Origin of the sequence: Hyphomonas sp. L-53-1-40, assembly GCF_000682775.1 — a bacterium.
Lineage (GTDB): Bacteria > Pseudomonadota > Alphaproteobacteria > Caulobacterales > Hyphomonadaceae > Hyphomonas.
The window spans coordinates 199,446-220,079 of the sequence record NZ_AWFI01000016.1; the positions used below are offsets into that span (position 1 = coordinate 199,446).

Annotated in this window: 19 protein-coding genes and 1 tRNA gene; 3 read left to right on the forward strand and 17 right to left on the reverse strand. The window is 56.9% G+C overall.

Annotated elements, in window-relative coordinates:
• Window positions 1-38 precede the first annotated feature (38 nt).
• Window positions 39-707, forward strand: coding sequence for a DsbA family oxidoreductase (locus L53_RS11945; RefSeq protein ID WP_034815627.1), 669 nt, complete (start codon window positions 39-41; stop codon window positions 705-707).
• 79 nt (window positions 708-786) lie between these two features.
• Here L53_RS11945 and L53_RS11950 read toward each other — a convergent pair whose 3' ends face one another.
• From L53_RS11950 to L53_RS17390, 8 genes are all read right to left on the reverse strand, one after another.
• Window positions 787-1,194 (reverse strand): F0F1 ATP synthase subunit epsilon, encoded by a 408-nt coding sequence (locus tag L53_RS11950; protein WP_034815629.1) that lies wholly within the window; start codon window positions 1,192-1,194, stop codon window positions 787-789.
• A gap of 20 nt (window positions 1,195-1,214) precedes the next feature.
• Window positions 1,215-2,639 carry a F0F1 ATP synthase subunit beta gene (gene atpD, locus L53_RS11955; protein ID WP_034815631.1) on the reverse strand — a complete coding sequence of 475 codons (1,425 nt, stop codon included), beginning with the start codon at window positions 2,637-2,639 and terminating at the stop codon, window positions 1,215-1,217.
• A gap of 47 nt (window positions 2,640-2,686) precedes the next feature.
• The gene (locus tag L53_RS11960) at window positions 2,687-3,565 is read right to left on the reverse strand and encodes a F0F1 ATP synthase subunit gamma (RefSeq protein ID WP_034815633.1); all 879 of its coding nucleotides are present in this window, start codon (window positions 3,563-3,565) and stop codon (window positions 2,687-2,689) included.
• Window positions 3,566-3,606: 41 nt separating this feature from the next.
• A complete protein-coding gene (gene atpA / locus L53_RS11965; protein WP_034815635.1) occupies window positions 3,607-5,142 on the reverse strand; it encodes a F0F1 ATP synthase subunit alpha in 1,536 nt (511 codons plus the stop codon).
• Between the two features lie 8 nt (window positions 5,143-5,150).
• Window positions 5,151-5,711: an ATP synthase F1 subunit delta gene (gene atpH / locus L53_RS11970; protein ID WP_034815795.1), complete on the reverse strand. Its 561-nt coding sequence runs from the start codon at window positions 5,709-5,711 to the stop codon at window positions 5,151-5,153.
• 178 nt (window positions 5,712-5,889) lie between these two features.
• The gene (locus tag L53_RS11975; RefSeq protein WP_034815637.1) at window positions 5,890-8,058 is read right to left on the reverse strand and encodes a primosomal protein N'; all 2,169 of its coding nucleotides are present in this window, start codon (window positions 8,056-8,058) and stop codon (window positions 5,890-5,892) included.
• A gap of 59 nt (window positions 8,059-8,117) precedes the next feature.
• The gene (locus L53_RS11980; protein WP_034815640.1) at window positions 8,118-9,908 is read right to left on the reverse strand and encodes an NAD(P)/FAD-dependent oxidoreductase; all 1,791 of its coding nucleotides are present in this window, start codon (window positions 9,906-9,908) and stop codon (window positions 8,118-8,120) included.
• Between the two features lie 70 nt (window positions 9,909-9,978).
• A complete protein-coding gene (locus L53_RS17390; RefSeq protein ID WP_198019805.1) occupies window positions 9,979-10,950 on the reverse strand; it encodes a hypothetical protein in 972 nt (323 codons plus the stop codon).
• A 139-nt stretch (window positions 10,951-11,089) separates the two neighbouring features.
• Here L53_RS17390 and L53_RS11990 point away from each other — a divergent pair, with 139 nt between their 5' ends.
• Both L53_RS11990 and L53_RS11995 read left to right on the forward strand, forming a co-directional pair.
• Entirely contained in the window at window positions 11,090-12,070 is a 981-nt protein-coding gene (locus tag L53_RS11990; RefSeq protein WP_051607891.1) for a MoxR family ATPase, read from the forward strand.
• 12 nt (window positions 12,071-12,082) lie between these two features.
• Window positions 12,083-13,420 (forward strand): VWA domain-containing protein, encoded by a 1,338-nt coding sequence (locus tag L53_RS11995; protein ID WP_034815642.1) that lies wholly within the window; start codon window positions 12,083-12,085, stop codon window positions 13,418-13,420.
• A gap of 54 nt (window positions 13,421-13,474) precedes the next feature.
• Here the strand turns inward: L53_RS11995 and L53_RS12000 are convergent, their stop codons facing one another.
• From L53_RS12000 to L53_RS12040, 9 genes are all read right to left on the reverse strand, one after another.
• Window positions 13,475-14,878, reverse strand: coding sequence for a tetratricopeptide repeat protein (locus L53_RS12000; protein WP_034815645.1), 1,404 nt, complete (start codon window positions 14,876-14,878; stop codon window positions 13,475-13,477).
• A 199-nt stretch (window positions 14,879-15,077) separates the two neighbouring features.
• A complete protein-coding gene (locus L53_RS12005) occupies window positions 15,078-15,596 on the reverse strand; it encodes a TonB family protein (RefSeq protein WP_198019806.1) in 519 nt (172 codons plus the stop codon).
• A gap of 317 nt (window positions 15,597-15,913) precedes the next feature.
• The gene (locus tag L53_RS12010) at window positions 15,914-16,540 is read right to left on the reverse strand and encodes an energy transducer TonB (protein WP_034815649.1); all 627 of its coding nucleotides are present in this window, start codon (window positions 16,538-16,540) and stop codon (window positions 15,914-15,916) included.
• An 11-nt stretch (window positions 16,541-16,551) separates the two neighbouring features.
• A complete protein-coding gene (locus L53_RS12015) occupies window positions 16,552-16,971 on the reverse strand; it encodes a biopolymer transporter ExbD (protein ID WP_034815652.1) in 420 nt (139 codons plus the stop codon).
• An 11-nt stretch (window positions 16,972-16,982) separates the two neighbouring features.
• A complete protein-coding gene (locus L53_RS12020) occupies window positions 16,983-17,399 on the reverse strand; it encodes a biopolymer transporter ExbD (protein ID WP_034815654.1) in 417 nt (138 codons plus the stop codon).
• On the reverse strand, window positions 17,399-17,908 hold the full coding sequence (locus L53_RS12025; RefSeq protein ID WP_027838575.1) for a MotA/TolQ/ExbB proton channel family protein: 510 nt from the start codon (window positions 17,906-17,908) through the stop codon (window positions 17,399-17,401). The genes L53_RS12020 and L53_RS12025 overlap by 1 nt, the downstream gene beginning before the upstream one ends.
• A gap of 35 nt (window positions 17,909-17,943) precedes the next feature.
• A complete protein-coding gene (locus tag L53_RS12030; RefSeq protein ID WP_034815657.1) occupies window positions 17,944-19,341 on the reverse strand; it encodes a MotA/TolQ/ExbB proton channel family protein in 1,398 nt (465 codons plus the stop codon).
• Window positions 19,342-19,374: 33 nt separating this feature from the next.
• A complete protein-coding gene (locus L53_RS12035; protein WP_034815659.1) occupies window positions 19,375-20,142 on the reverse strand; it encodes a DUF3450 domain-containing protein in 768 nt (255 codons plus the stop codon).
• A gap of 407 nt (window positions 20,143-20,549) precedes the next feature.
• Window positions 20,550-20,624, reverse strand: a tRNA-Gln gene (locus L53_RS12040).
• Between the last annotated feature and the right edge of the window lie 10 nt (window positions 20,625-20,634).

Consider the following 20,634-nt stretch of genomic DNA (forward strand, 5'->3'; position numbering starts at 1 on the left):
TATTTGCGTCTGCGCAGATGCACACCTAGATTGGGCTCATGACACTTGTAATCGAAATGGTATCGGACCTGGTTTGCCCCTGGTGTTGGCTTGGCAAGCGCAGGATGGACGACGCAATTAAACTGGTCCCGGAACTGGGTGTGGAACTGATCTTCCGTCCTTTTGAACTGGACCCGACAATTCCTGTCGAAGGCGTCGACTACAAGGCGCATATGAAGGAAAAGTTCGGCTCTGATTCCGGAAAGGATCGCGCCAACACAATGCGTGACGCCCTGATCCAGTACGGACAGGAAGAAGGCATCCCGTACCAGTTTGACCGGATCACACGCCGCCCGAACAGTTTCAACGCGCATCGCCTCGTGCGCTGGGCACAGGGCCAGCAGAAGGGTGCTGAAGCCAAGGAAGCCCTGTTCAAGGCTTACTTCTCCGACGGACGTGACATCGGAGAGACCGAGGTACTTGTCGACATTGCGCGTGAGATCAATCTCGACCCGTCCATCGTCGCTGAATTAATGCCCACCGATGCCGACGTCGAGAATGTCCGCAACGAAGAAGCCCTCTTCCAGCAAATGGGTATAAGTGGTGTGCCGACCTACATCGCGCATCGGCGTATCGCCGTCCAAGGGGCCGAGACTGCTGAAAAGCTGGCAAAGTTTCTCCAACACGCAGCAACGCAGTTACCGGAAGAACGCTCAGCCCAGGGCTGATCAGACGATCTACCACTCCCAAAACGCAGAACGCCGCCCCGAAAGGGCGGCGTTCCTGTTTGCCTAACTGTCGGTTCGGTTAGTGAACCATCGCCGCCTTGAGGCTTTCGAGATAATCGTAGTGCTCTTGCAATGCGAGCTTGGCGGTGTCGCCCTTGTCCAGTGACTGGATTTTCAGAAGAGTCTCGTCGAGCTCCTTCTGGACATCCTCAACTTTCAGCTTATCCAGCATACGGGCTTCTTCCGCCAGGATGGTCAGGCCTTCGGCCGTCACATCGGCAAAACCGCCACGCACAAAGATGCGCATCTTGACGGTGTCGCCTTCCAGAACACGAACAACACCGTTCTTGAGCGTGGTCATGAACGGAGCATGGTTTGCGAGCACACCGAACTCACCTTCCGAGCCGGGGGCAATCACGTGATCCACCTCGCCGGAGAAAAGTTCTCTGGCGGGAGATACGAGTGAGAAGTGGAGTTTGTTGGCCATTCGTCCCTGTCCGTTGTCGCTTAGGCGTCAGCCAGCATCTTTTCAGCTTTGGCTTTCGCCTCATCGATATTGCCAACCATGTAGAAGGCCTGCTCTGGAAGATGATCGTATTCACCGGCGATGAGGCCTTTGAATGCCGTGATGGTGTCTTCCAGTTTCACCTGAACACCAGGGGAGCCGGTGAAGACTTCGGCCACGTCGAATGGCTGGGACAGGAAGCGCTCAACCTTGCGGGCACGTGCCACGGCCAGTTTGTCTTCTTCCGACAGCTCGTCCATTCCGAGGATCGCGATGATGTCCTGCAGTTCCTTGTAGCGCTGCAGGATTTCCTGCACGCCACGCGCGACGCTGTAATGCTCTTCGCCGACAATTCTTGGGTCGAGAATACGGCTGGAGGAGTCCAGTGGATCCACAGCTGGGTAAATGCCTTTTTCAGCGATCGAACGGTTGAGAACCGTCTGAGCGTCGAGGTGGGCAAAAGAGGTTGCTGGCGCAGGGTCTGTAAGGTCATCGGCCGGCACGTACACAGCTTGAACCGAAGTGATGGATCCTTTGTTCGTTGAAGCAATACGCTCCTGAAGGCCACCCATGTCGGTGGCCAGCGTTGGCTGATACCCCACAGCGGAAGGAATGCGCCCCAGAAGTGCGGACACCTCGGCGCCCGCCTGCGTGAAGCGGAAGATGTTATCGACGAAGAACAAAACGTCCTTGCCCTCTTCATCGCGGAAGTACTCGGCCTGGGCCAAGCCGGTGAGAGCAACACGCGCACGAGCACCTGGAGGCTCGTTCATCTGGCCATAGACCAGTGAGATGCGGCTTTCGCCTTCGAGGTTGATAACCTTGGATTCGATCATCTCGTGATAGAGGTCGTTCCCTTCGCGGGTCCGCTCACCAACACCCGCGAACACGGAATAACCACCGAACAGTTTCGCAATGTTGTTGATCAATTCCATGATCAGAACGGTCTTGCCCACACCAGCACCACCGAACAGGCCGATCTTGCCGCCCTTCACGTAGGGGCAAAGCAGGTCGACGACCTTGATACCTGTGACGAGCACTTCAGATTCGGTCGACTGGTCGACGAATTCTGGCGCTTCTGCGTGGATCGAGCGGCGCATCTCTGTATCCACCGCACCGCGTTCGTCGATCGGCTCACCGATCACGTTCATGATGCGACCGAGCGTGGCCGGGCCGACAGGAACCATGATCGGAGCGCCGGTATCGGCGACAGCCTGACCGCGCACGAGCCCCTCAGAGGAGTCCATGGCGATGGTGCGGACCGTGTTCTGGCCGAGGTGCTGAGCAACCTCTAGCAGCAGGCGGTTGCCATTATTGTCGGTTTCGAGCGCGTTGAGGATGGCGGGCAGTTCGCCGTCGAATTCGACGTCGACAACAGCACCGATAACCTGGGACACGCGGCCTTTAGCGTTTGCGGGAGTGCTCATGCGGGTCGTCTCCTTTGGAGCGGGTATATGGATACAGTCTGGGCCATTTACAGCGCCTCGGCACCGGAGATGATCTCGATCAGCTCCTTGGTGATCTGGGCCTGACGGGCACGGTTATATTGCAGCGACAGAGAGTCGATCATCTCGCCAGCATTGTTGGTGGCATTGTCCATCGCGGTCATGCGGCTTGCTTGCTCGCCGGCAGCGCTTTCCAGAATCGCAGACAGGATCTGGGTGTTGATGTAGCGCGGCAACAGCGTCTCAAGAATGGCTTCTTCGGATGGCTCATAGATGTAGAGCGCGTTGCCGAGGTCGACCGTCTCCGCATCCTCTGGCGCAGAGGCCGGGATCAGTTGTTGAGCGGTCGGAAGCTGGCTGAGCACATTTACAAACTGGGAATAGATCAACGTGGCGACGTCGAACTCACCTGCTTCAAATTCGTGGGTCAACAATTTTCCCAAGCTGATAGCGGACTCCGAGAAGTCACCGCCCTTAACGCCGGACAAATCAATATGGTTGACGATGAGATCACCATATTCGCGGGACAGCTGTTCACGGCCCTTCTTGCCAACCGTGAGAATTTTCACGGTTTTGCCCTCGGCGCGCAACTCACCAATTTTTTGCTTGGCGAGTTTTACAACATAGGTGTTGAAGCCGCCGGCAAGGCCGCGTTCCGCCGTCAGGACGACGATCAAGTGGGTCTTGTCTTCACCGGTTCCGGTCAGGAGTTTCGGTCCGCCCGCACCAGCCGAAGCTGAGAGGTTGGCCAGAACCGAGGCCATGCGTTCGGCATAGGGCCGCGCGGCTGTCGCGGCTTCTTGCGCCCGCTTCAGCTTCGCTGCCGCGACCATCTGCATGGCCTTCGTGATCTTCCGCGTGGATTTCACGCTGCTGATCCGGTTCTTGAGGTCCTTCAAGCTGGGCATGTCAGGCCTTCTGGTTCTTCGTTCTCAATCTGCGGGTGATATCAGGCGAATTTCGCCGTGAAGTCGTCGAGCGTCTTTTTGATACCGGCTTCGATATCGTCCGTGAGAGCCTTCTCCTCACGAATTTTCGACAAGAGATCCGTCTTGGCGCCGCGAATGTGAGCCAAAAGTTCCTTCTCGTACCGGGTGACGTCTTTCAGTTCGACCTTGTCAAGATAACCGCGTGTACCGGCATAGATCACGAAGACCTGCTCTTCCATCAGCAACGGCGAGTATTGTGGCTGCTTCAGGAGTTCAGTCAGGCGCGCACCACGGTTCAGCAGGCGCTGGGTTGCGGCATCGAGGTCAGAGCCGAATTTCGCAAAGGCGGCCATTTCGCGATACTGGGCGAGTTCACCCTTCATCGAACCGGCGACTTTCTTCATCGCCTTGGTCTGAGCAGCCGAACCCACGCGAGACACTGAGAGACCGACGTTCACGGCCGGGCGGATACCCTGGTAGAACAGGTCCGTTTCGAGGAAGATCTGGCCGTCGGTGATCGAGATCACGTTCGTCGGGATGTAGGCCGACACGTCGTTGGCCTGAGTTTCAATGATCGGCAGGGCCGTCAGCGAACCGTTACCAGCCGCATCACCCATTTTGGCGGCGCGCTCAAGCAGACGGCTGTGGAGATAGAACACGTCACCCGGATAGGCTTCGCGGCCTGGAGGACGACGCAGCAGCAGGGACATCTGGCGATACGCGACAGCCTGCTTGGAGAGGTCATCATAGATAATCAGGGCATGCATGCCGTTATCGCGGAACCACTCGCCCATGGCGCAGCCGGTGAACGGTGCGAGGTACTGGAGTGGAGCCGGCTCGGAAGCCGTCGCGGATACGACGATTGTATAGTCGAGGGCACCGCGCTCTTCGAGTGTCTTGACGACTTGAGCCACGGTAGAACGCTTCTGACCGATGGCGACATAAACGCAGAACAGCTTTTCACTGTCGCTCTTGGCGGCATCATTGGTCGGCTTCTGGTTCAGGATGGTGTCGATGCACACGGCGGTCTTGCCGGTCTGGCGGTCACCAATAACGAGTTCGCGCTGACCGCGGCCAACCGGGATCATGGCGTCAATAGCCTTGATACCCGTCATCATGGGCTCGTGAACGGATTTGCGCGGGATAATGCCAGGAGCCTTCACATCAACACGTGCGCGCTCAGCAACGTCCGTCAGCGGGCCCTTGCCGTCGATCGGCTCGCCCAGCGGGTTCACGACGCGACCGAGCAGACCTTTGCCCACTGGCGCGGCCACGATCTCGTCGAGACGTTTAACGGTGTCGCCTTCCTTGATCGAACGGTCGTCGCCGAAAATCACGACGCCGACATTGTCGCTCTCAAGGTTCAGCGCCATGCCTTTGATGCCGCCGTCGAATTCAACCATTTCGCCAGCCTGTACGCTGTCGAGACCGTAGATGCGGGCGATACCGTCGCCAACTGACAGAACCTGACCGACATCGGAAACTTCAGCTTCAACGCCGAAGTTTTCGATCTGCGATTTCAGGATGCCCGAAATTTCTGCTGGTGAGATGTCCATCGAGCTACTCATGCTCCCTTCATGGCGGTGTTCATGCGATCAAGTTTGGCAGCAAGGCTTGCGTCAACGAGCTGAGAGCCGATGCGCAGCTGAATGCCGCCGATCAGCGAGGGATCAACCTCACTGGACAATTCGACCTCGCCGCCAACGGCCTTTGCGAGGATAGATTCGATACGCTGGCGCTCGGCACCAGACATTTCCTTTGCGGTTCGAACAACGGCGCGCTTCACGCCGCGCTGTTTCGCATACAATTCGTCAAAGGCGATTTGGGCACCCAGAATATCCTGAGAACGGCCATTGCGTGCCATTACGCCCACGAAATTCACGAGAAGTCCGGAGAAGCCGGCCTTTTTCATGATTGCCGACAGGCCAGAAACTTTTTCATCTGCAGAAAAGGCCGGAGACGCCATCAGTGTGGCGAGGTCTTTAGCCTCTCCCGGGAGCTTTGCAAAAGCCTGAAAATCCTTGTGGACACTGGCGAGCTCACCCTTGTCCTGAGCAAGGTCGAACAGAGCGCTGGCATAGCGCCGGGCAGCTTCGCTCGCTTGTGTCACTTTAGATGCAGCCAAGGTTCTGTCGTCCGTGGTTGAGTCGGCCAAATCGACCGGAAATACAAAGCAAGGCACAGCACCCTTCGGCACGCGCCCATACAAACTGTGCGCCGCTTAGCATCAGTCTTTCAGCCTGACAACAGAGCCAAAGACGCAATGTATGCGGCGAAATGGCATTCACTGCAAAACCATGGGCTTACAGGAAAGAGTATGGATCAATGTCGACTGACATCCTCACCGCATTTGGCAGCCTCAACCGAGCGATCCATGCTGCCATATAGGCTGAAAGGTCAATGTTCTTGGGCGATTTCACGAGAAAGCGCCGACGGTGACGGCCCCTGAGCACGGCGATTGGAGCGGGCGCTGGCCCGAAAACCTCAACGCCCTCACCATTGGGCGCTTGCTGTATGATTTGCAGCGCGATTTCATCCACTTGCTGCGCAGACGGCGCAGACAGAATCATTGCGGCGAGTCGTCCAAATGGCGGGAGGCCAAGTTCCGCGCGAACTTCCCGCTCGATCTGCAAAAATCCGTCACGGTTATTGTCGGCCAGCGCCATCATGGCAGGATTGTCGGGCGCATAAGTCTGAACCAGTGCGCGCCCGGGGCGCTCGGCCCGCCCTGCCCTGCCCGCAACCTGGCTGAGCAATTGGTAGGTCCGCTCACCAGCGCGCAAGTCTCCGCCCTTCATACCGCTGTCAGCATCTACAACACCAACTAGGGTAAGATTTGGGAAATTGTGTCCCTTGGCCACGATCTGCGTGCCGATCAGGACATCAATTTCACCTTGCTCCATTCGCTCCACGATCCCGCGCGTCGCCTCCCCACCCTGTGCAGTGTCGGAAGAAAAGATTTCGATGCGGGCGTCCGGCAGCAGGGTTCTGACCTCTTCGGCCACGCGCTCGACGCCCGGCCCAACCCCCATCAGCGAGTCAGCGGCCCCGCAATGGGGGCAGACCTTTGGCTTGGGAATGGAATAGCCGGTCACATGACACACCAGACGCCCCGTATAACGGTGCTCGGTCAGCCAGTTCTCTGTACCGGGTGTCTTTAAACGTTCACCGCAACTCTTGCAGAGCACCAGGGGGGCGTAACCCCGGCGGTTGAGAAACAAGAGAGTTTGTTCGCCCACCGCCAGCGTTTCCTGCATGGCATGTATCAGGTGAGGCGACAGCCAGTGATTTCGCTCTGGCGGCGCGCGGCGCAAGTCAACCAGATCAACATCCGGCAATCGTGAAGCACCCGGACGCGCGGACAATTGCAGGCGGTGATACCGGCCTGTCTCGGCGTTCACCACTGTCTCAAGCGCGGGCGTCGCAGAGGCAAGCACGACAATTGCCCCTTCGAGCTTCGCGCGCATCACCGCCATATCACGCGCATGATAGGTGACCCCGTCTTCCTGTTTGTAGCTGCCATCATGCTCTTCATCGATGATGATGAGTTTCAGCTTATGGAATGGCAGGAACAGGGCGGATCGCGCCCCGATTACGATGCGGGCACGACCATGCGCCACTTCCCGCCACGTCCGGCGGCGTTCCTTGTCGGACAAGCCGGAATGCCAAGGCGCCGGCTTGGCGCCAAACCGCACTTCGAACCGGGACAGAATGGCCTGCGTCAGAGCAATTTCCGGCAATAGAACCAGTATCTGCGCATCCGGGTCCGTTCGCAAAGACTCTGCGATGGCCTCAAAATAGACTTCGGTTTTTCCCGAGCCGGTGACACCATCAATCAGGAAGGTAGAAAAGCCGCGCGCGCTGACGGCCCGCTTCAACGCTTCAGCAGCCTCAGACTGTTCGTCTGTCAGCGTAGCGCCTGGCAAGTCAGGTGATGGCACATCAAACGGAAGATCTGTCTGCATGGATTGAGCCCGCAACACGCCCGCTTCAGCCAGTCCCTTCACGACGCCAGACGACACGCCCGCCGCCTCGGCAAGCGTCGAGGCAGTCTGAGCGCCCAGCTGCTCGGCTGCCTCGATCAGTTTGGTGCGGGCTTCGGTGACACGTGGGGGTGACTCACCGGTCAGGTAATAGACCGTCTCCGTAGGTGACGGCTCAAGACCGCCCCGCGAGCGCAGCGCCATACCCAATACATGTCCCGGATGAGAAACTGTGTAACGCGCAGCCCATTGGACGAATTCCCGCATGGCAGCCGTCATGGGTGGCGTTGAATAGACTCCACTCACGTCTTTCAGTTTCCGACCTTCGCCTGCACTGTCTGGCAATAACTCCAGTACAACGCCCAGCCGTTCATACTTGCCGAGCGGCGCCGCGACATAGGAGCCTTCCTGAACGTCGAGCCCGTCCGGAACCGCATAATCGAATGGTTCGGGCAACGGCAATGGAAAGAGAATCCGGGCGACAGGCATGGGCAATCCCCTAGCGCGTCCCCCTTACAGTGTCGAACCCCTCACGGCATTCGCTGGCATCAACGAAACTCCACACCGTCAAACCGACCAGTCTGTCGCCAAGCGGAAATATGCGCAAAATAGGCGCGGGGGCCACCAGGGTGCCCAACCGCATACTTGTTCAGCTCCGTCAGACCCTTGCCTTCATTATTGTAGTAACCGGGCGTGCAATCGGGGGATCCGATCATCATGCCAGAACCGCTCAGCACAAGGTCGACCCACGCATCCTGAGCTGTTTCGGTCGGCTCGACTTCAGAAAATCCATTTTTCTCCGTGTGCGATACAATCGCGGAGATCGTGTTTGCATGGTCCACGATATTGTGCGGCACATTGGAGATCAGGTTCGCTGCCTGACTTGGCTGAACAATGAAGGCATTTGGAAACCCGTGAACCTGATTGCCATGTAGCGTGCGCATACCGTCACGCCAACAGTCCGAAAGTGTCTGCCCGTCCCGACCGACAAGATCAAAGCCAGCGCGCGATGTGTAGGTCGACCCTACCTCAAAGCCCGACGCATAGATGATGCAATCGACTTCGTACTCCAAACCATTTGCGACCAAACCTGTCTCGGTTACGCGCTCAACTCCCTGCCCGTCTGTGTCGACGAGTTGCGTGCCCGGCTCATTGAATGCTTGCAGATAGGAGTCGTGAAAGCACGGGCGTTTGCAGAGTTGACGGTACCATGCTTTCAACTTGTCTGCGGTCTCGGAATCTTCGACGATGGAATCCACGCGGCTACGGATTTCCTCCATCTTTTCAAAGTCGGCATCTTCGAAGGCAACCATCATATTTTGGGGCGTCCACTCACTCGGGGGAAGCGCCATGACTTTCTCGCGGATGCGGCGCGATAATTCGGTCCAGCCGTCCATTACGAGATCTGTCTCCGGCAAGCCCTGCGACTGGTTTTCCACGAAATTGTCGTACCAGCGCTGTTGCCAGCCGGGCCCCGCGACTTCCTTGAACCAGTCCGGGTCAATAGGCGCATTGTTCCGAACGTCGACGGAGGATGGTGTACGCTGGAACACCAGCAATTGTTTCGCTGACTTGGCCAGGTGCGGTACGCACTGGATCGATGTGGCGCCCGTCCCGATCAGTGCGACCCGCTTGTCGGCAAGCTTGTCCATATGAGCACCGGACGGATCGCCGCCGGTATAGTCGTAGTCCCACCGACTGGTGTGAAACGCCTTTCCGCCAAACGTTTCAATACCCGGGATGCCGGGCAGTTTCGCGACGTGCAGCGGCCCGGTCCCCATACCCACATATTTTGCCGTGAATGCATCGCCGCGAGAGGTGCGCACCAGCCAGTGACTCGCGGCATCATTCCATTCCAGCGCCGTTACTTCGGTATGGAATAGCGCCTTGTCGTAGAGATCGAACTGCGACGCGATGCGTTTGCAGTGGTCTCGGATTTCCGGGGCATGGGCGTATTTCTCGGTGGGCATATGCCCTGTCTCTTCGAGCAGGGGCATATAGATCATCGACGCTGTATCACATTGCGCACCCGGATAGCGGTTCCAATACCAGGTGCCGCCGAAGTCACCGCCTTTTTCAACAATTCGAACATCATCAATACCGGCCTTTTTGAGCCGAGCGCCGACAACGAGGCCGGCAAACCCACCACCAATAAAGGCAAACTTCACATGATCTGTTACAGGCGCCCGCTCGATCACGGGCTTATGGGGATCATCGGACAGGTCTTCGAATTCGGCCAGTCGCTTGTACTGGGCGTTTCCCTCGGACCTGATCCGCTTGTCACGCTCGTCGCGGTACTTCTGCTTGATCTTGTCCTTGTCCAGCGCGGTGATGCTCATTTCCTACCCCATAAGAATGCGGATCAGGTCCGCTTATAGGGTCATCTTGCCTACATTCCCCGAACGGAAATCAAGCATGTTCCAGATTCAAAATGGCACGTTCGATTTCCTGCATGAGATCCGCCTTGGAGGGACCAGTCATGCCTTCATCATCGGCCACTTCAAGCGTCCTCACATCGTAGGCCCAGCGATGCAGCAGTTCGAGTTTGACCTCGTCGGAACAGGGCACCCTCATGAGGTCACCGACCGAATGGAATACAGAGGCAGGATCGAGCATTGCCGCGTCGAGGTCGATGTCCAGAGATCGACTCGATTGGTACAGTTTCTCAAGATATCGTTGTCGCGCGAGATACGCTTCTGCGGAGGCACGATCGGGGAATATCTTGCCCGACACATAGAAAACGCCGCTACCGTCGTCGATAATCGCTTCATCTTGTTGCTCACTCGCCCGAACGGTAAGCACCGGCGCCTTTGGAACATAGCCATGGTCTGGAAGGCCATGCAAATGAACCTCCTTGCCCGAATGAGCCTTCAGTATCTGCACTGCGCGACGCTCATCCCCCGCATTCCAGGTTCGGACCCAGAGGGTCAGGCCACCGTGCTTGATCTGGTCGGCAACATATTCCCCATGCTCTTTTCCAATCAGCTTTGCCAACACAACGCCTATAGTGGCGCCGCTTCCGCCGCCGAGAACCAATGCCGCGAGCGCAGCAGCCATAGCACCACCGGACGCCACAACCGGGATGAGGCCTGCAATCGCACCAATATAGATCAGGCCGCCAATCACCGCGCCTTCTGCGTTGCCAACATCCTCCTCTGCCACATAGGCGATCCGGGGCGCGGAAAAATCGTCCTCAATTTCAGCAACCCTTCGGTAAGCGTGGCCGAGCTTCTTTTCCACACTATCTGTTGCGGCGAGCAGCGATATCTCGGCTCGATCGAACCCGTGGGACAGAAGGTCGTCGATGGCCGCTTGCAGGGCATCCTCGGATTCAAACACGCCGACGGCTTCGCGAACCTTCAGTTTTTGTACGTCGCTCACCATCAACCTCCTGTGTTTCGGCCGCAGCCTAACGCAATATTAACCGCAGGAATAATCCGGCACACTACGTAGATGACCGAGTGCCTACCCCAGCGATACATCTTGCCAGCTCCGGCCAGCGCCCCTACCCCTTTCAGAGATGACAAAAACAATCTCCACCGGCTATGAGCCCATGACGTCGATTGAAGCGATCACGTCTGGCCTCGAATCCGTCGGCTACATTTCGACCCAGCAGATCTCGACTGCTGTTTTCCTGGCACTTGGCCTGCGCAAGCCAATTTTGATTGAAGGGCCAGCAGGCGTCGGCAAGACCGATCTCGCCGCTTCGCTTTCGCGCTGGTTGGACGTGCCACTGCTGCGACTGCAATGCTATGAGGGCCTCGATGAGGGCAAAGCATTGTATGAGTGGAAGTATGGCAAGCAGCTTCTCTACACCCAACTGCTGAAGGAAAAGCTGAACGAAGTCGTCGGCGATGAGAAATCGCTCGAATCCTCGCTGGCCAAACTCGGTTCCTTTGAAGACCTATTCTTTTCAGAACAGTTTCTCGAGGCTCGCCCCCTGCTGACCGCCATGCGCCAGTCCGCGGGCAGCGTTCTGCTGGTCGACGAGATCGACAAGTCTGATGAGGAATTTGAAGCCTTTTTGCTCGAAGTCCTCTCAGACTATCAGGTAACCGTACCGGAGATCGGCACAATCAAGGCCAATGTTCCACCGATAGTTATTCTAACTTCGAATAATGTACGCGAATTGGGAGACGCCTTGAAGCGGCGCTGCCTGCACCTTCATATCGGCTTTCCGGACCACAAGCGCGAGCAGCGCATTGTGCAAGCGCGCGTGGAAGGCATTTCGGAAGATTTGCTCAACCAAATGGTCTGCTTCGTTCAGTCGGTGCGAGACCTGGACATAAAGAAGCAGCCTTCGATTGCCGAGACGGTCGATTGGGCGAAAACATTGCTGTTGCTCCACGCAAATGCCCTCGATGAGCGCTTCGTTAAGGACACGCTGAATGTATTGCTCAAGCATGAGAGCGACATTGCCGCCGTGTCCGGAGATGTACCAAAACTTGTCCGTGAAGCGACCAATGGCAAACCTGCCTATGCGGGACAGATCACACGCTGATCCGGAACTGATATGGACCGTCAGATCACCAGCTTCATTCGGGCCCTGCGCGCATCAGATGTGCGGGTATCAACCGGTGAGGCATTGGACGCGGCACGCGCTGTATCCGTCGCGGGCTATGCTGACCGCACCCTCCTGAAGGATTCCCTCCGGTGCACGCTGGCCAAATCTCCGGATGAGGCCATTACGTTTGACGAGTTGTTCGATTCCTTTTTTGCCAAGCGAAATCTTTCGAGTGCGGACAAGTCTGACTCCGACGGCGATGCATCACGGGATTCACCCTCAGGCCAGCCTGACCCTGTCGAGTTGATGGATTCTGGAGATGAGGTCGCGATCGCGGCTGCACTCGAGCGCGCCGCGGATGCCGTCGATGCGGACGACATCCGCTTTTCGACGCAAATTGCCTACTATGCCCAACAAATGCTCAAACAGATGGGTGGAGAGAAACTGCAGGAACGCATGATGCAGGCGTTCGATGAGCGCAGCGAGGAAGGCGAAGCTGAAGCTGAACGCCTGATCGAAATGCGACGTGAACTGACAAAGCGCGCGCGCGAGCGAGTCCAACGAAGCTATGATATTTTCGGCAAGGGCGAGACTGAACAGTTCCGCAATGAATTTGCGGAAAACAAGAAACTGTCGGCTATTGAGTTGAGCGACATGGCGAGAATGAAAGTGCTGGTCGCACGGATCGCCAAGCGGCTTGCTGTGAAACACTCACGCCGGCGGCGAAAGAAAAATCGTGGCCAGCTCGACATACGCCGCACCATGCGCGCAAATGCTGGCGTTGATGGCGTGCCATTCAACGTTGTGTGGCGCCAGAAGAAGCGGGAGCGGCCCAAGATCGTCGTGATTTGCGACGTTTCCGGTTCCGTGGCCCGCTATGTTCGCTTTTTGCTGTTGTTGTTATGGTCCATGAAGGACGTCGTTCCGGACATGCATGCCTTTGCCTTTTCCAACAAGCTGGTCGAGGTGGACGATGTTCTGGAAGACAATCCCTTTGAGCACGCGATGGATATTATCATCCGTGTGGCCGGCATGGGGTCGACGGACTATGGCCAGGCCTGGTCTGATTTGAAGAAAGATCACGAAGCGCTGGTCGATCGGCGAACAACCATCATCGTTCTTGGCGACGGCCGGTCGAACTATGACGATCCACGAACAGATCTGTTCCGAGGCTGCGCCTCACGTGCCAAGCGTACCATCTGGCTAAATCCTGAGCCGCTGGCTGCGTGGGGCACAGGTGACAGTGAAATCCCGCGCTACAGGCCCTATTGCTCGACCATGAGCCATGTCGCGACCCTCAGGGATCTTGAGCGCGCCGTAGATGACGTGCTGAGCGCGTATTCCTGAATCAAAAAACCCCAGCGCGATGGCTGGGGTTCTTCATTGGGTTCGATCTAACAACTAAGAACGCTGTGCGCGGCATTCCGGTGTGTTGTTGAACTTCTCCTGAGCCGCCTTCAGGCGCTCTGGCACAGTCTTGCAGTTTTCCGGGACATTCTCTTCACCCAGAACCGCGAGACGCTTACAGATCTTCGCTTCGTTCTCGACATTGAGATAAGCTGACTGGACTTCAAAACAGACCAGCGCATCAGCGGTGGCTTCTTCAGAGTCCATGAACTGCAGCCAGCTACGACCCGCGCGGTTACCGGCCTGGCGGAACGCTTCACGCGCGCCGGACCGATCTTCCCGCTCGTAGCGAGACTGGCCGATCATCACATAAGCCGTCGCACGATCCTTGAGGCCGCCCATCTTGAGTGCTTGCTGGAGCGCATCTTCTGTCTCCTCCCACTTCTGGAGGTCGGCATAGGACCGGCCGAGACGTTCGAGCATAGCGCCGCCACCACCAGCATCAGCTGCCTGGCGGATGACCGGGATCGCCTTTTCGTGTTCACGAGCAACCTGGTAAAGGTTCGCAAGCAATTCGAGGTTTTTGAGAGACTTCGTCACCCGACCAGAATTCATTTCTTTCTCAAGAATTTGAGCGGCGTGGTAGGGCGCGTTGAAGCGGTTGTAAAAGTTCACAACCCGCATGATCTCGTCTTCCTTCGTCAGCAGGCCCGCCAGATACATGGCTTTCTGCACTTCAAAGGCTTTGCGCTCTTCATCGGCCGCAAAGTAGTTGCCGGCAATGGCGTCCCAATACTTCCGCTCTGTCGGATTGCGGACCAGAACTTCTTCCAGAACAGCCGCCAGCTTCGCTTTGTCGTCTACCGCGTTGTAGAGATAGATCAGCAGGTCATAGACTTCCTGTTTGTAGTTATTGCCGTCATCACGCTTGACTTCTTCGGTCCATTTGATGGCCGTGCGGAAATCATCGACGCGCTGGTACAGAACAGCAAGCTGCCATTTCTGCTGGCGGTCTGGCTTGCCGCCAGCCTGTTGCCACTTCTGCATGTATTCGAGCGACTTCTCGACGTTCTCATCCTGCAGGTAGATCTGGGCAATGTTGTAATAGGTTTGCGCGGCATCTTTCGCCGGGATGTAGCCCTTGTCGAGCGCCGACATCAGGTCGCGAATGGCGCCCTGACGATCTCCGCGTTCGATGTTGATATAGGCGGACAGTTTGAGAACTGCGCCTTCCTCGTAGCAATTGAGCTCCATCGCCTTCAGCTGGCCGAGAGCCTGTGCCGCGGCATTGAAGTCCTTGTTCGTCATCGCGGCCTGTTCGGCCTTCAGATAGGTTTCCCCGGTCTTAGATGAAAACTGAGTCTCTTCACAAGCCGCCTGCGCCATAGCGGCGCCGGCACCAAATGCTGCCATCATGCCGGCAAGAACGGCACCTTTCAGGGTAGCTTTAAATCCCATAATTCCTCTCCTGTCCGCAGGGACCGCGGGGTTCAGCTCTTTCAACCGGAATTGACCGGTCGGATCAAGGACTTCCGCGCGCTTTATAAGGCTTTTTATGCTCGCGCGTCGTCCGAGTGTAAATCTGTTACGTTTCGTGCCGAATATGGGTGCAAGCGACACGTTGCGTCAACGATGTACTACAGGGTTTTAATGATTATCACTCCTCATTAAGGCGGAATTCGAGCGGGTAACTCAGACCGCGCGATTCCTGTGCTTGTCCGTCAATGATTTGTGGCAGGAACTCTGCCCTGGAGACAGACCGACGGGCCTCCGATTCGAAACCTGAGGGCGTACATTCAGCGATAACATCAAAGGGCAGACCTCGAGCTGTCAGATTGAAGCGGACGACGCAATCACCTTCCAAGTTTCGTTTGGCCATCGCGCTCGGATACGCTGGCAATGGAGGCCAGACGGGCACAGGGGTTCGGTCACCGACGGGGCTTGATGTTGTAATGATGGGACCAAGGGACCCAACAGGTGTGCGCGTCGGCACGGCGCCAACATCCACGATGGCCGGCATACCCACGTCTGAAGATGACATCGTCACTTTCGGTGGAGGGGGAGGTGCTTTGGCCTCAATAGGCTCGAATATCGGACGATCTGGTCTCACCGGATCGTCCATCGGGTCCGCGTCGAATACGATCTTGTCCAAAATGCGCTCGGATGGCGTTGCCATCCTCACTTCCTCCACATGGATCAAATGGTTCATGATTGCGAACAAGCCAATTGTGACAGCGGCGGCAGGAATGACGGCCATGAGAAACCGACCGGGGTCGGATTTGATTGGAAGCCATATACGCCTTTCTTCGCCGAAGGCTAGCGCGGTTCCCGTGCTCGAATTCAAACTGGCTGCCATTTCACTCCCTCCACTTTTTGTTACTTTATATCATTACCATTCCCTAACGGCAAGCAAAAGCTTTTTGGCGACACAATCCGGAATCAAAAAGGGCGCTCCTTGGAGCACCCTTCTAAAGTTTCGTCGTCGAACGAGCCTTAGTCGGCCAGTTTGAATTCCAATGGATATACCACGTTGCGACGCTCAGCCGCTTTGCCGCGAATGATCTTCGGAGCAAATTCAACCTTGCTGACAGCCCGCTCTGCTTCCCGCTTGAAGACACTGTCTGTGCAAGTGGCAGAGATGTTGTACGGACGACCGCGTGTATCCACATCGAAGCGAACATCACAGCTACCTTCCGTGCCGCGCTCTGCCGCTCGTTGCGGATAAGACGGGGCTGGCGGACGGATTGGCTGGGCATCCCGGTCAGAAATTGCAACCGGGTCGATTGCCAGAGAGTTCATCCGGCCAAGGTTCAGATCCGTCGGCGCAGCGCCCTCAATACGGGGCGTTGGCAGATTGATCTGAGACTTGGTTGCCGAAACTTTTGGAGGTGGAGGCGGCTTCTGTGCGGAATCGATCCGCTTCGGCTTCGAGCGCTGACGCACCCGGACATCGGCATCCTGCTGTTGTGGCGTAATCGCCGACAGGACCCGCTGTTCGCTCTGATCAAGTTTCACCTCTTTCACACTGATGAGATAACTCATCATCATGAAGAGTGCGTACACGATCGGAATAGCGATACCGAGTGCAATCAAGAGGCGAAGAAAAGGATTATTTAGCATGTGAATGTCTCCTATTCTCTCGACGCCGACACGTCGATCACGGTCGAACCATCAAGCTTGTTGATGGTCTCCATGAGGTCGACGAGCACTTCAGCTTCTGAAGCTACATCGGCTTGAATGACAATCTTACCACGAGGATTGTCTTCACGCATCTGTTTCAGCGTAAAGGACACCTCATCTGGCGAGACTTCCTTCTTGTCGATGTAGATCTGGCTTTCAGCATTGATCGCAACCAGGATCGCAAGCGGCTTGGCGATTGCCTTGTTGTCCACTTCGGGCCGGACGATGTCGACGCCGGGCTCCTTGATGAACTGAGCCGTAACAATGAAGAAGATCAGCAGGATGAAGACCACATCCAGCATTGGAGTGAGGTTTACATCATCCTCAGCTCCTCCACCGCCGGCCATCGATTGACGTTTTCTGCGTGCCATGCGGTGCTCCTCTACTCTGTCTGCGACAGGACAAGGTTAACCCCTGTCGTGTAGCCAGCGTTATAGGCGGCGTCCCGGATAAGGACGATTACCCCGTTTCTCGACTTCGGATGAGCCTGGATCACCACCTGGCTTTCCGGGTTCTCGGCCCGCACGCGCTCAATATTGGCACGAACAGATCCGATGTCAGTGACGCGGCCATTGACCGTGATCAGGTTCGACTCGTCGATATAAATCAGGATAGCCGGAACTTGCGGCTGGTCCTGCTGATCTGGCGAAGGCGGAGGCGGAGGCTCAAGGCCGATCGTCTCTTCCTGGGCAAAAGTCGAGGTCACGATGAAGAAGATCAGCAGGATGAAGACCACGTCCAACATGGGCGTGAGGTCAACATTCGCCTCTTCCGGTGCTCTGTGTGTACGTCCTCGCATCAGCTAATCTCCATCGCATCTTCGACCTGCTGGACCGAGCGGTTAACGCGGCGGTCCATACCGGACGTGAATAGAATGCCTGAGAGCGAGGCGACCATACCTGCCATCGTGGGGATCGTTGCACGAGACACACCGGCCGACATGGCCTTTGCGTCTGCACCGCTGGTGATCGCCATGATGTCGAACACTGCAACCATTCCGGTCACGGTGCCCAGCAGGCCGAGCAGTGGCGCAAGCGCCACCATTGCCTTGGTCAGCTGGACATTCTGTTCCGCTTTCATACGGACTTCGGATACCAGCTTGTCTTTTACCCAGTGCGCGAGTGTGGATTTCCGGTCGGAGCGCGAACGCCACTCCGCAATCGCATCGGCGGCTACCTGCTTATGTGCGAACCTGAAATAGAACACGCGTTCCAAAATCAGGCCCCACATGAAGAATGTTGCAAGCATAATGACCAGCAACACTGGACCGCCACGATCGAGGAAAGCCTGTAAGTCTGCAAAACCCATATCGGGTTACTCCTCGGGTGTACGAGGGGGATGGCTTACGCCATCGCCCCGCGCGTGGATTCCGCTTTCTCGGCGACCAGGCCAGCAGCCTGCTCGTCAAGCATCTGCTGGTTGCCGCGTGCCATTGCGGACACGACTGCATGGACCAGGAGAAGCGGGATAGCCGCCACGAGACCGAACACGGTCGTCATAAGGGCAACGGAGATACCACCGGCCATCAGCTTCGGATCGCCGGCACCGTAGATGGTGATCGACGTAAAGGTGATGATCATACCGATAACGGTACCGAGAAGACCGAGCAGAGGTGCAACAGCAGCAAGCACTTTGATGATGTCATTGAAACGCTCGATGCGTGGGCTCTCGCGCAGGATCTGTTCGTCCAGTTTGAGTTCCAGCGTCTCGATGTCGTTCTGCTTGTTTTGCTCATAAGCTTCGAACACGCGAGCCAGTGGGTTGCCGTCGCCAGCCTGACGGGTTTTCGCCGTCTTGCGCATGGCTCCGCCCATCGTGAAGAGCGTGAACATCTTGTAGAGACCGAGCAGCAGTCCAACAGCCAGAAGCGCCATGATAACAGCACCAACAGGGCCACCCTGCTTCAGGCGATCGCCGAATTCTGGCAGGTCGCCCAGAATGCCGAACAAGTTACCCTTGGATGGGTCAACCGGCGCACGAACGATTTGGTCCGGGCCCGCTTTGACAAGGCTGTTCATCGAAGACGCGAAAGCACCGGAAGGCTGCTTTTTGAACGCTTGGAGGAACGTGTCTCCATTGTCTTTTTTCTTCACTTCAACAAACTTTGTGCCGTCTACGGTCGCCGCGGTGAAGACGCCAACGCGCATCACTTCAGCTTCAGCGTTTGACGCATCCGGACCAATGCCATCAACCATTGCGGTGAACGACTTTACTTCGGACTGAGCAACCATTTCCTGGATCATGGCTTCCGGAAGACGCTCAAGTTGCGCGCGGTTCGGAAGCGTACGAGCCTCAGCGATTTCAGCGATGCCCTCGACGCGGCCCTGATAATCGAAGTTGGCGAAGGAGTTCGCAATTTCCGGCATGGTTTCGCCAGCTGCGGACCGGAACTGACCAAGCAGTTCCTGGAAGTCACCTGCCTGCTCAGAAACCTGAGCTTCGAGGTCAGCAAGCGTTGCCTCGTTGGCATCAAACTGAGCGCTCAGAGCGCGGCCGCGAGATTCTGCAGCCGCAAGAGCGCCACGGGCGTCCGCCATCTTCTGGGATTGAGCTGCAGTATCAGCCTGGAATTCCCGCAGGCGCTGCTGGTCTTCAGCAGACATCTGGCTGGAGTCCTGACGGACTTTGGCAAGAACATCCTGGAGCGATTGAGCGGAGGCCGGAGCGGACACCGCGATTGAGCCGAGGCCGAGCAGCGTAGCTGCACCGAGAGCCTTCAGCGAGGAATTGAACTTCAACATTATATTACCTCTTAATTCTCTGGTGCCTGCCGACTACTCGACGGAGAACTTCTGAACCGGGGCGAACAGAACGTCTTGCTGGGCTTTTGCCTGTGCAACGCGGATCGCCTTGTCGATATCGGCAGCATAACCGCCCTTGATCTCTTCCCACTCACCGGTCGTGCGGTTGTACCGAGCAGCGTCGCCGTTTGGCGCAGCATAAACGAGCGCAACGCGCCCATACAGGAACATGTCCACCGTGGTCGGGTTACCGTCCAGCGTGATCTCTTCCTGCCAGGTGCTGATCGTGCGGCCGTATTCCATTTCCGCCTGATAGGCGTCCATGATCAGGCGATACTGTTCAGCTGGCGTGACGTTCGGCGTTTCCATGACCGCGTCGAGGCCTTCAAGACGCGTCGTGCGTTCTTCCTGCTTGAATGGGAGGTCAGCAGCAACGAATGCCTTCAGGTTTTCGATCATTTCGAGAAGCATCGGAACCGTCTGGGCCGTGATGTCGTCGATAGAGCCGAGTTGCTCAGTCAGAGATTCGATCTCTTCTTCCTGACTTTTCACAACGAGCGCCTGTTGCTTGGCGTACAGGTCAGCTGCGTCACGGCGCTGAAGCAGGGAGCGGTATTCACGCACCATGTCCGTACGCTCATCGTCCAGCTGGTTGATCTGATCTTGAACTTGCTCGGCGCGCCGGGTGGCCTGCTCGCCGGTATTGAGCGCTTCGCGCAATTGGGCCTGGGCCGGCATGGCCAAGCCCGCAATCAGCGCAGCGGCGAGAACGCCGCGAGCTGGTGACAGAAGTTTCTTCATGAGGTTTGCCTCTCACTCTCCAAACGGTCGCGCAGGTATTGCGCGTAAAAATCGACAGTCAGGCGCCCTGCTCATGAGGACGTCCCGGTTTCAATGCCATGGCCACACACACAATTGGCCTGGTAGTCTAGTGGAAGGCGAAAGGCGTAGAGACGCCCGACCTCTCCCCTGAGCTTTGGAGCGTGGGCCGCTCTCTGTTTATACCCTTTGCCACTCAGACGCCGGGTACGCAACGCCCTTACTTTTGATCCTCAAGGCTAACAACCCTGAATTCGGGGATCAATAAGATGCTTTACGATTCAGTAAGGAAAATATCGGGCGCACGCCTATTGGCAACCGGCGTGATACAGTAACGATCAAATTTGTCTCGCGTTGTCTTCCCGCATGGTCGGCGATCTGGAAGACGATGGCTGGGGTGCCAGGATTCGAACCTGGGAATGCCGATACCAAAAACCGGTGCCTTACCACTTGGCGACACCCCAATGAAGGCGC

Excerpts from the sequence above, each read along its gene's own strand:
- L53_RS11945 (WP_034815627.1), top strand. The coding sequence starts at position 39 with ATGACACTTGTAATCGAAATGGTATCGGACCTGGTTTGCCCCTGGTGT.
- L53_RS11950 (WP_034815629.1), bottom strand. The coding sequence starts at position 1,194 with ATGGCCAACAAACTCCACTTCTCACTCGTATCTCCCGCCAGAGAACTT.
- atpD (WP_034815631.1), bottom strand. The coding sequence starts at position 2,639 with ATGAGCACTCCCGCAAACGCTAAAGGCCGCGTGTCCCAGGTTATCGGT.
- L53_RS11960 (WP_034815633.1), bottom strand. The coding sequence starts at position 3,565 with ATGCCCAGCTTGAAGGACCTCAAGAACCGGATCAGCAGCGTGAAATCC.
- atpA (WP_034815635.1), bottom strand. The coding sequence starts at position 5,142 with ATGGACATCTCACCAGCAGAAATTTCGGGCATCCTGAAATCGCAGATC.
- L53_RS11975 (WP_034815637.1), bottom strand. The coding sequence starts at position 8,058 with ATGCCTGTCGCCCGGATTCTCTTTCCATTGCCGTTGCCCGAACCATTC.
- L53_RS11980 (WP_034815640.1), bottom strand. The coding sequence starts at position 9,908 with ATGAGCATCACCGCGCTGGACAAGGACAAGATCAAGCAGAAGTACCGC.
- L53_RS11990 (WP_051607891.1), top strand. The coding sequence starts at position 11,090 with ATGACAAAAACAATCTCCACCGGCTATGAGCCCATGACGTCGATTGAA.
- L53_RS11995 (WP_034815642.1), top strand. The coding sequence starts at position 12,083 with ATGGACCGTCAGATCACCAGCTTCATTCGGGCCCTGCGCGCATCAGAT.
- L53_RS12000 (WP_034815645.1), bottom strand. The coding sequence starts at position 14,878 with ATGGGATTTAAAGCTACCCTGAAAGGTGCCGTTCTTGCCGGCATGATG.
- L53_RS12005 (WP_198019806.1), bottom strand. The coding sequence starts at position 15,596 with ATGGCAACGCCATCCGAGCGCATTTTGGACAAGATCGTATTCGACGCG.
- L53_RS12010 (WP_034815649.1), bottom strand. The coding sequence starts at position 16,540 with ATGCTAAATAATCCTTTTCTTCGCCTCTTGATTGCACTCGGTATCGCT.
- L53_RS12015 (WP_034815652.1), bottom strand. The coding sequence starts at position 16,971 with ATGGCACGCAGAAAACGTCAATCGATGGCCGGCGGTGGAGGAGCTGAG.
- L53_RS12020 (WP_034815654.1), bottom strand. The coding sequence starts at position 17,399 with ATGCGAGGACGTACACACAGAGCACCGGAAGAGGCGAATGTTGACCTC.
- L53_RS12025 (WP_027838575.1), bottom strand. The coding sequence starts at position 17,908 with ATGGGTTTTGCAGACTTACAGGCTTTCCTCGATCGTGGCGGTCCAGTG.
- L53_RS12030 (WP_034815657.1), bottom strand. The coding sequence starts at position 19,341 with ATGTTGAAGTTCAATTCCTCGCTGAAGGCTCTCGGTGCAGCTACGCTG.
- L53_RS12035 (WP_034815659.1), bottom strand. The coding sequence starts at position 20,142 with ATGAAGAAACTTCTGTCACCAGCTCGCGGCGTTCTCGCCGCTGCGCTG.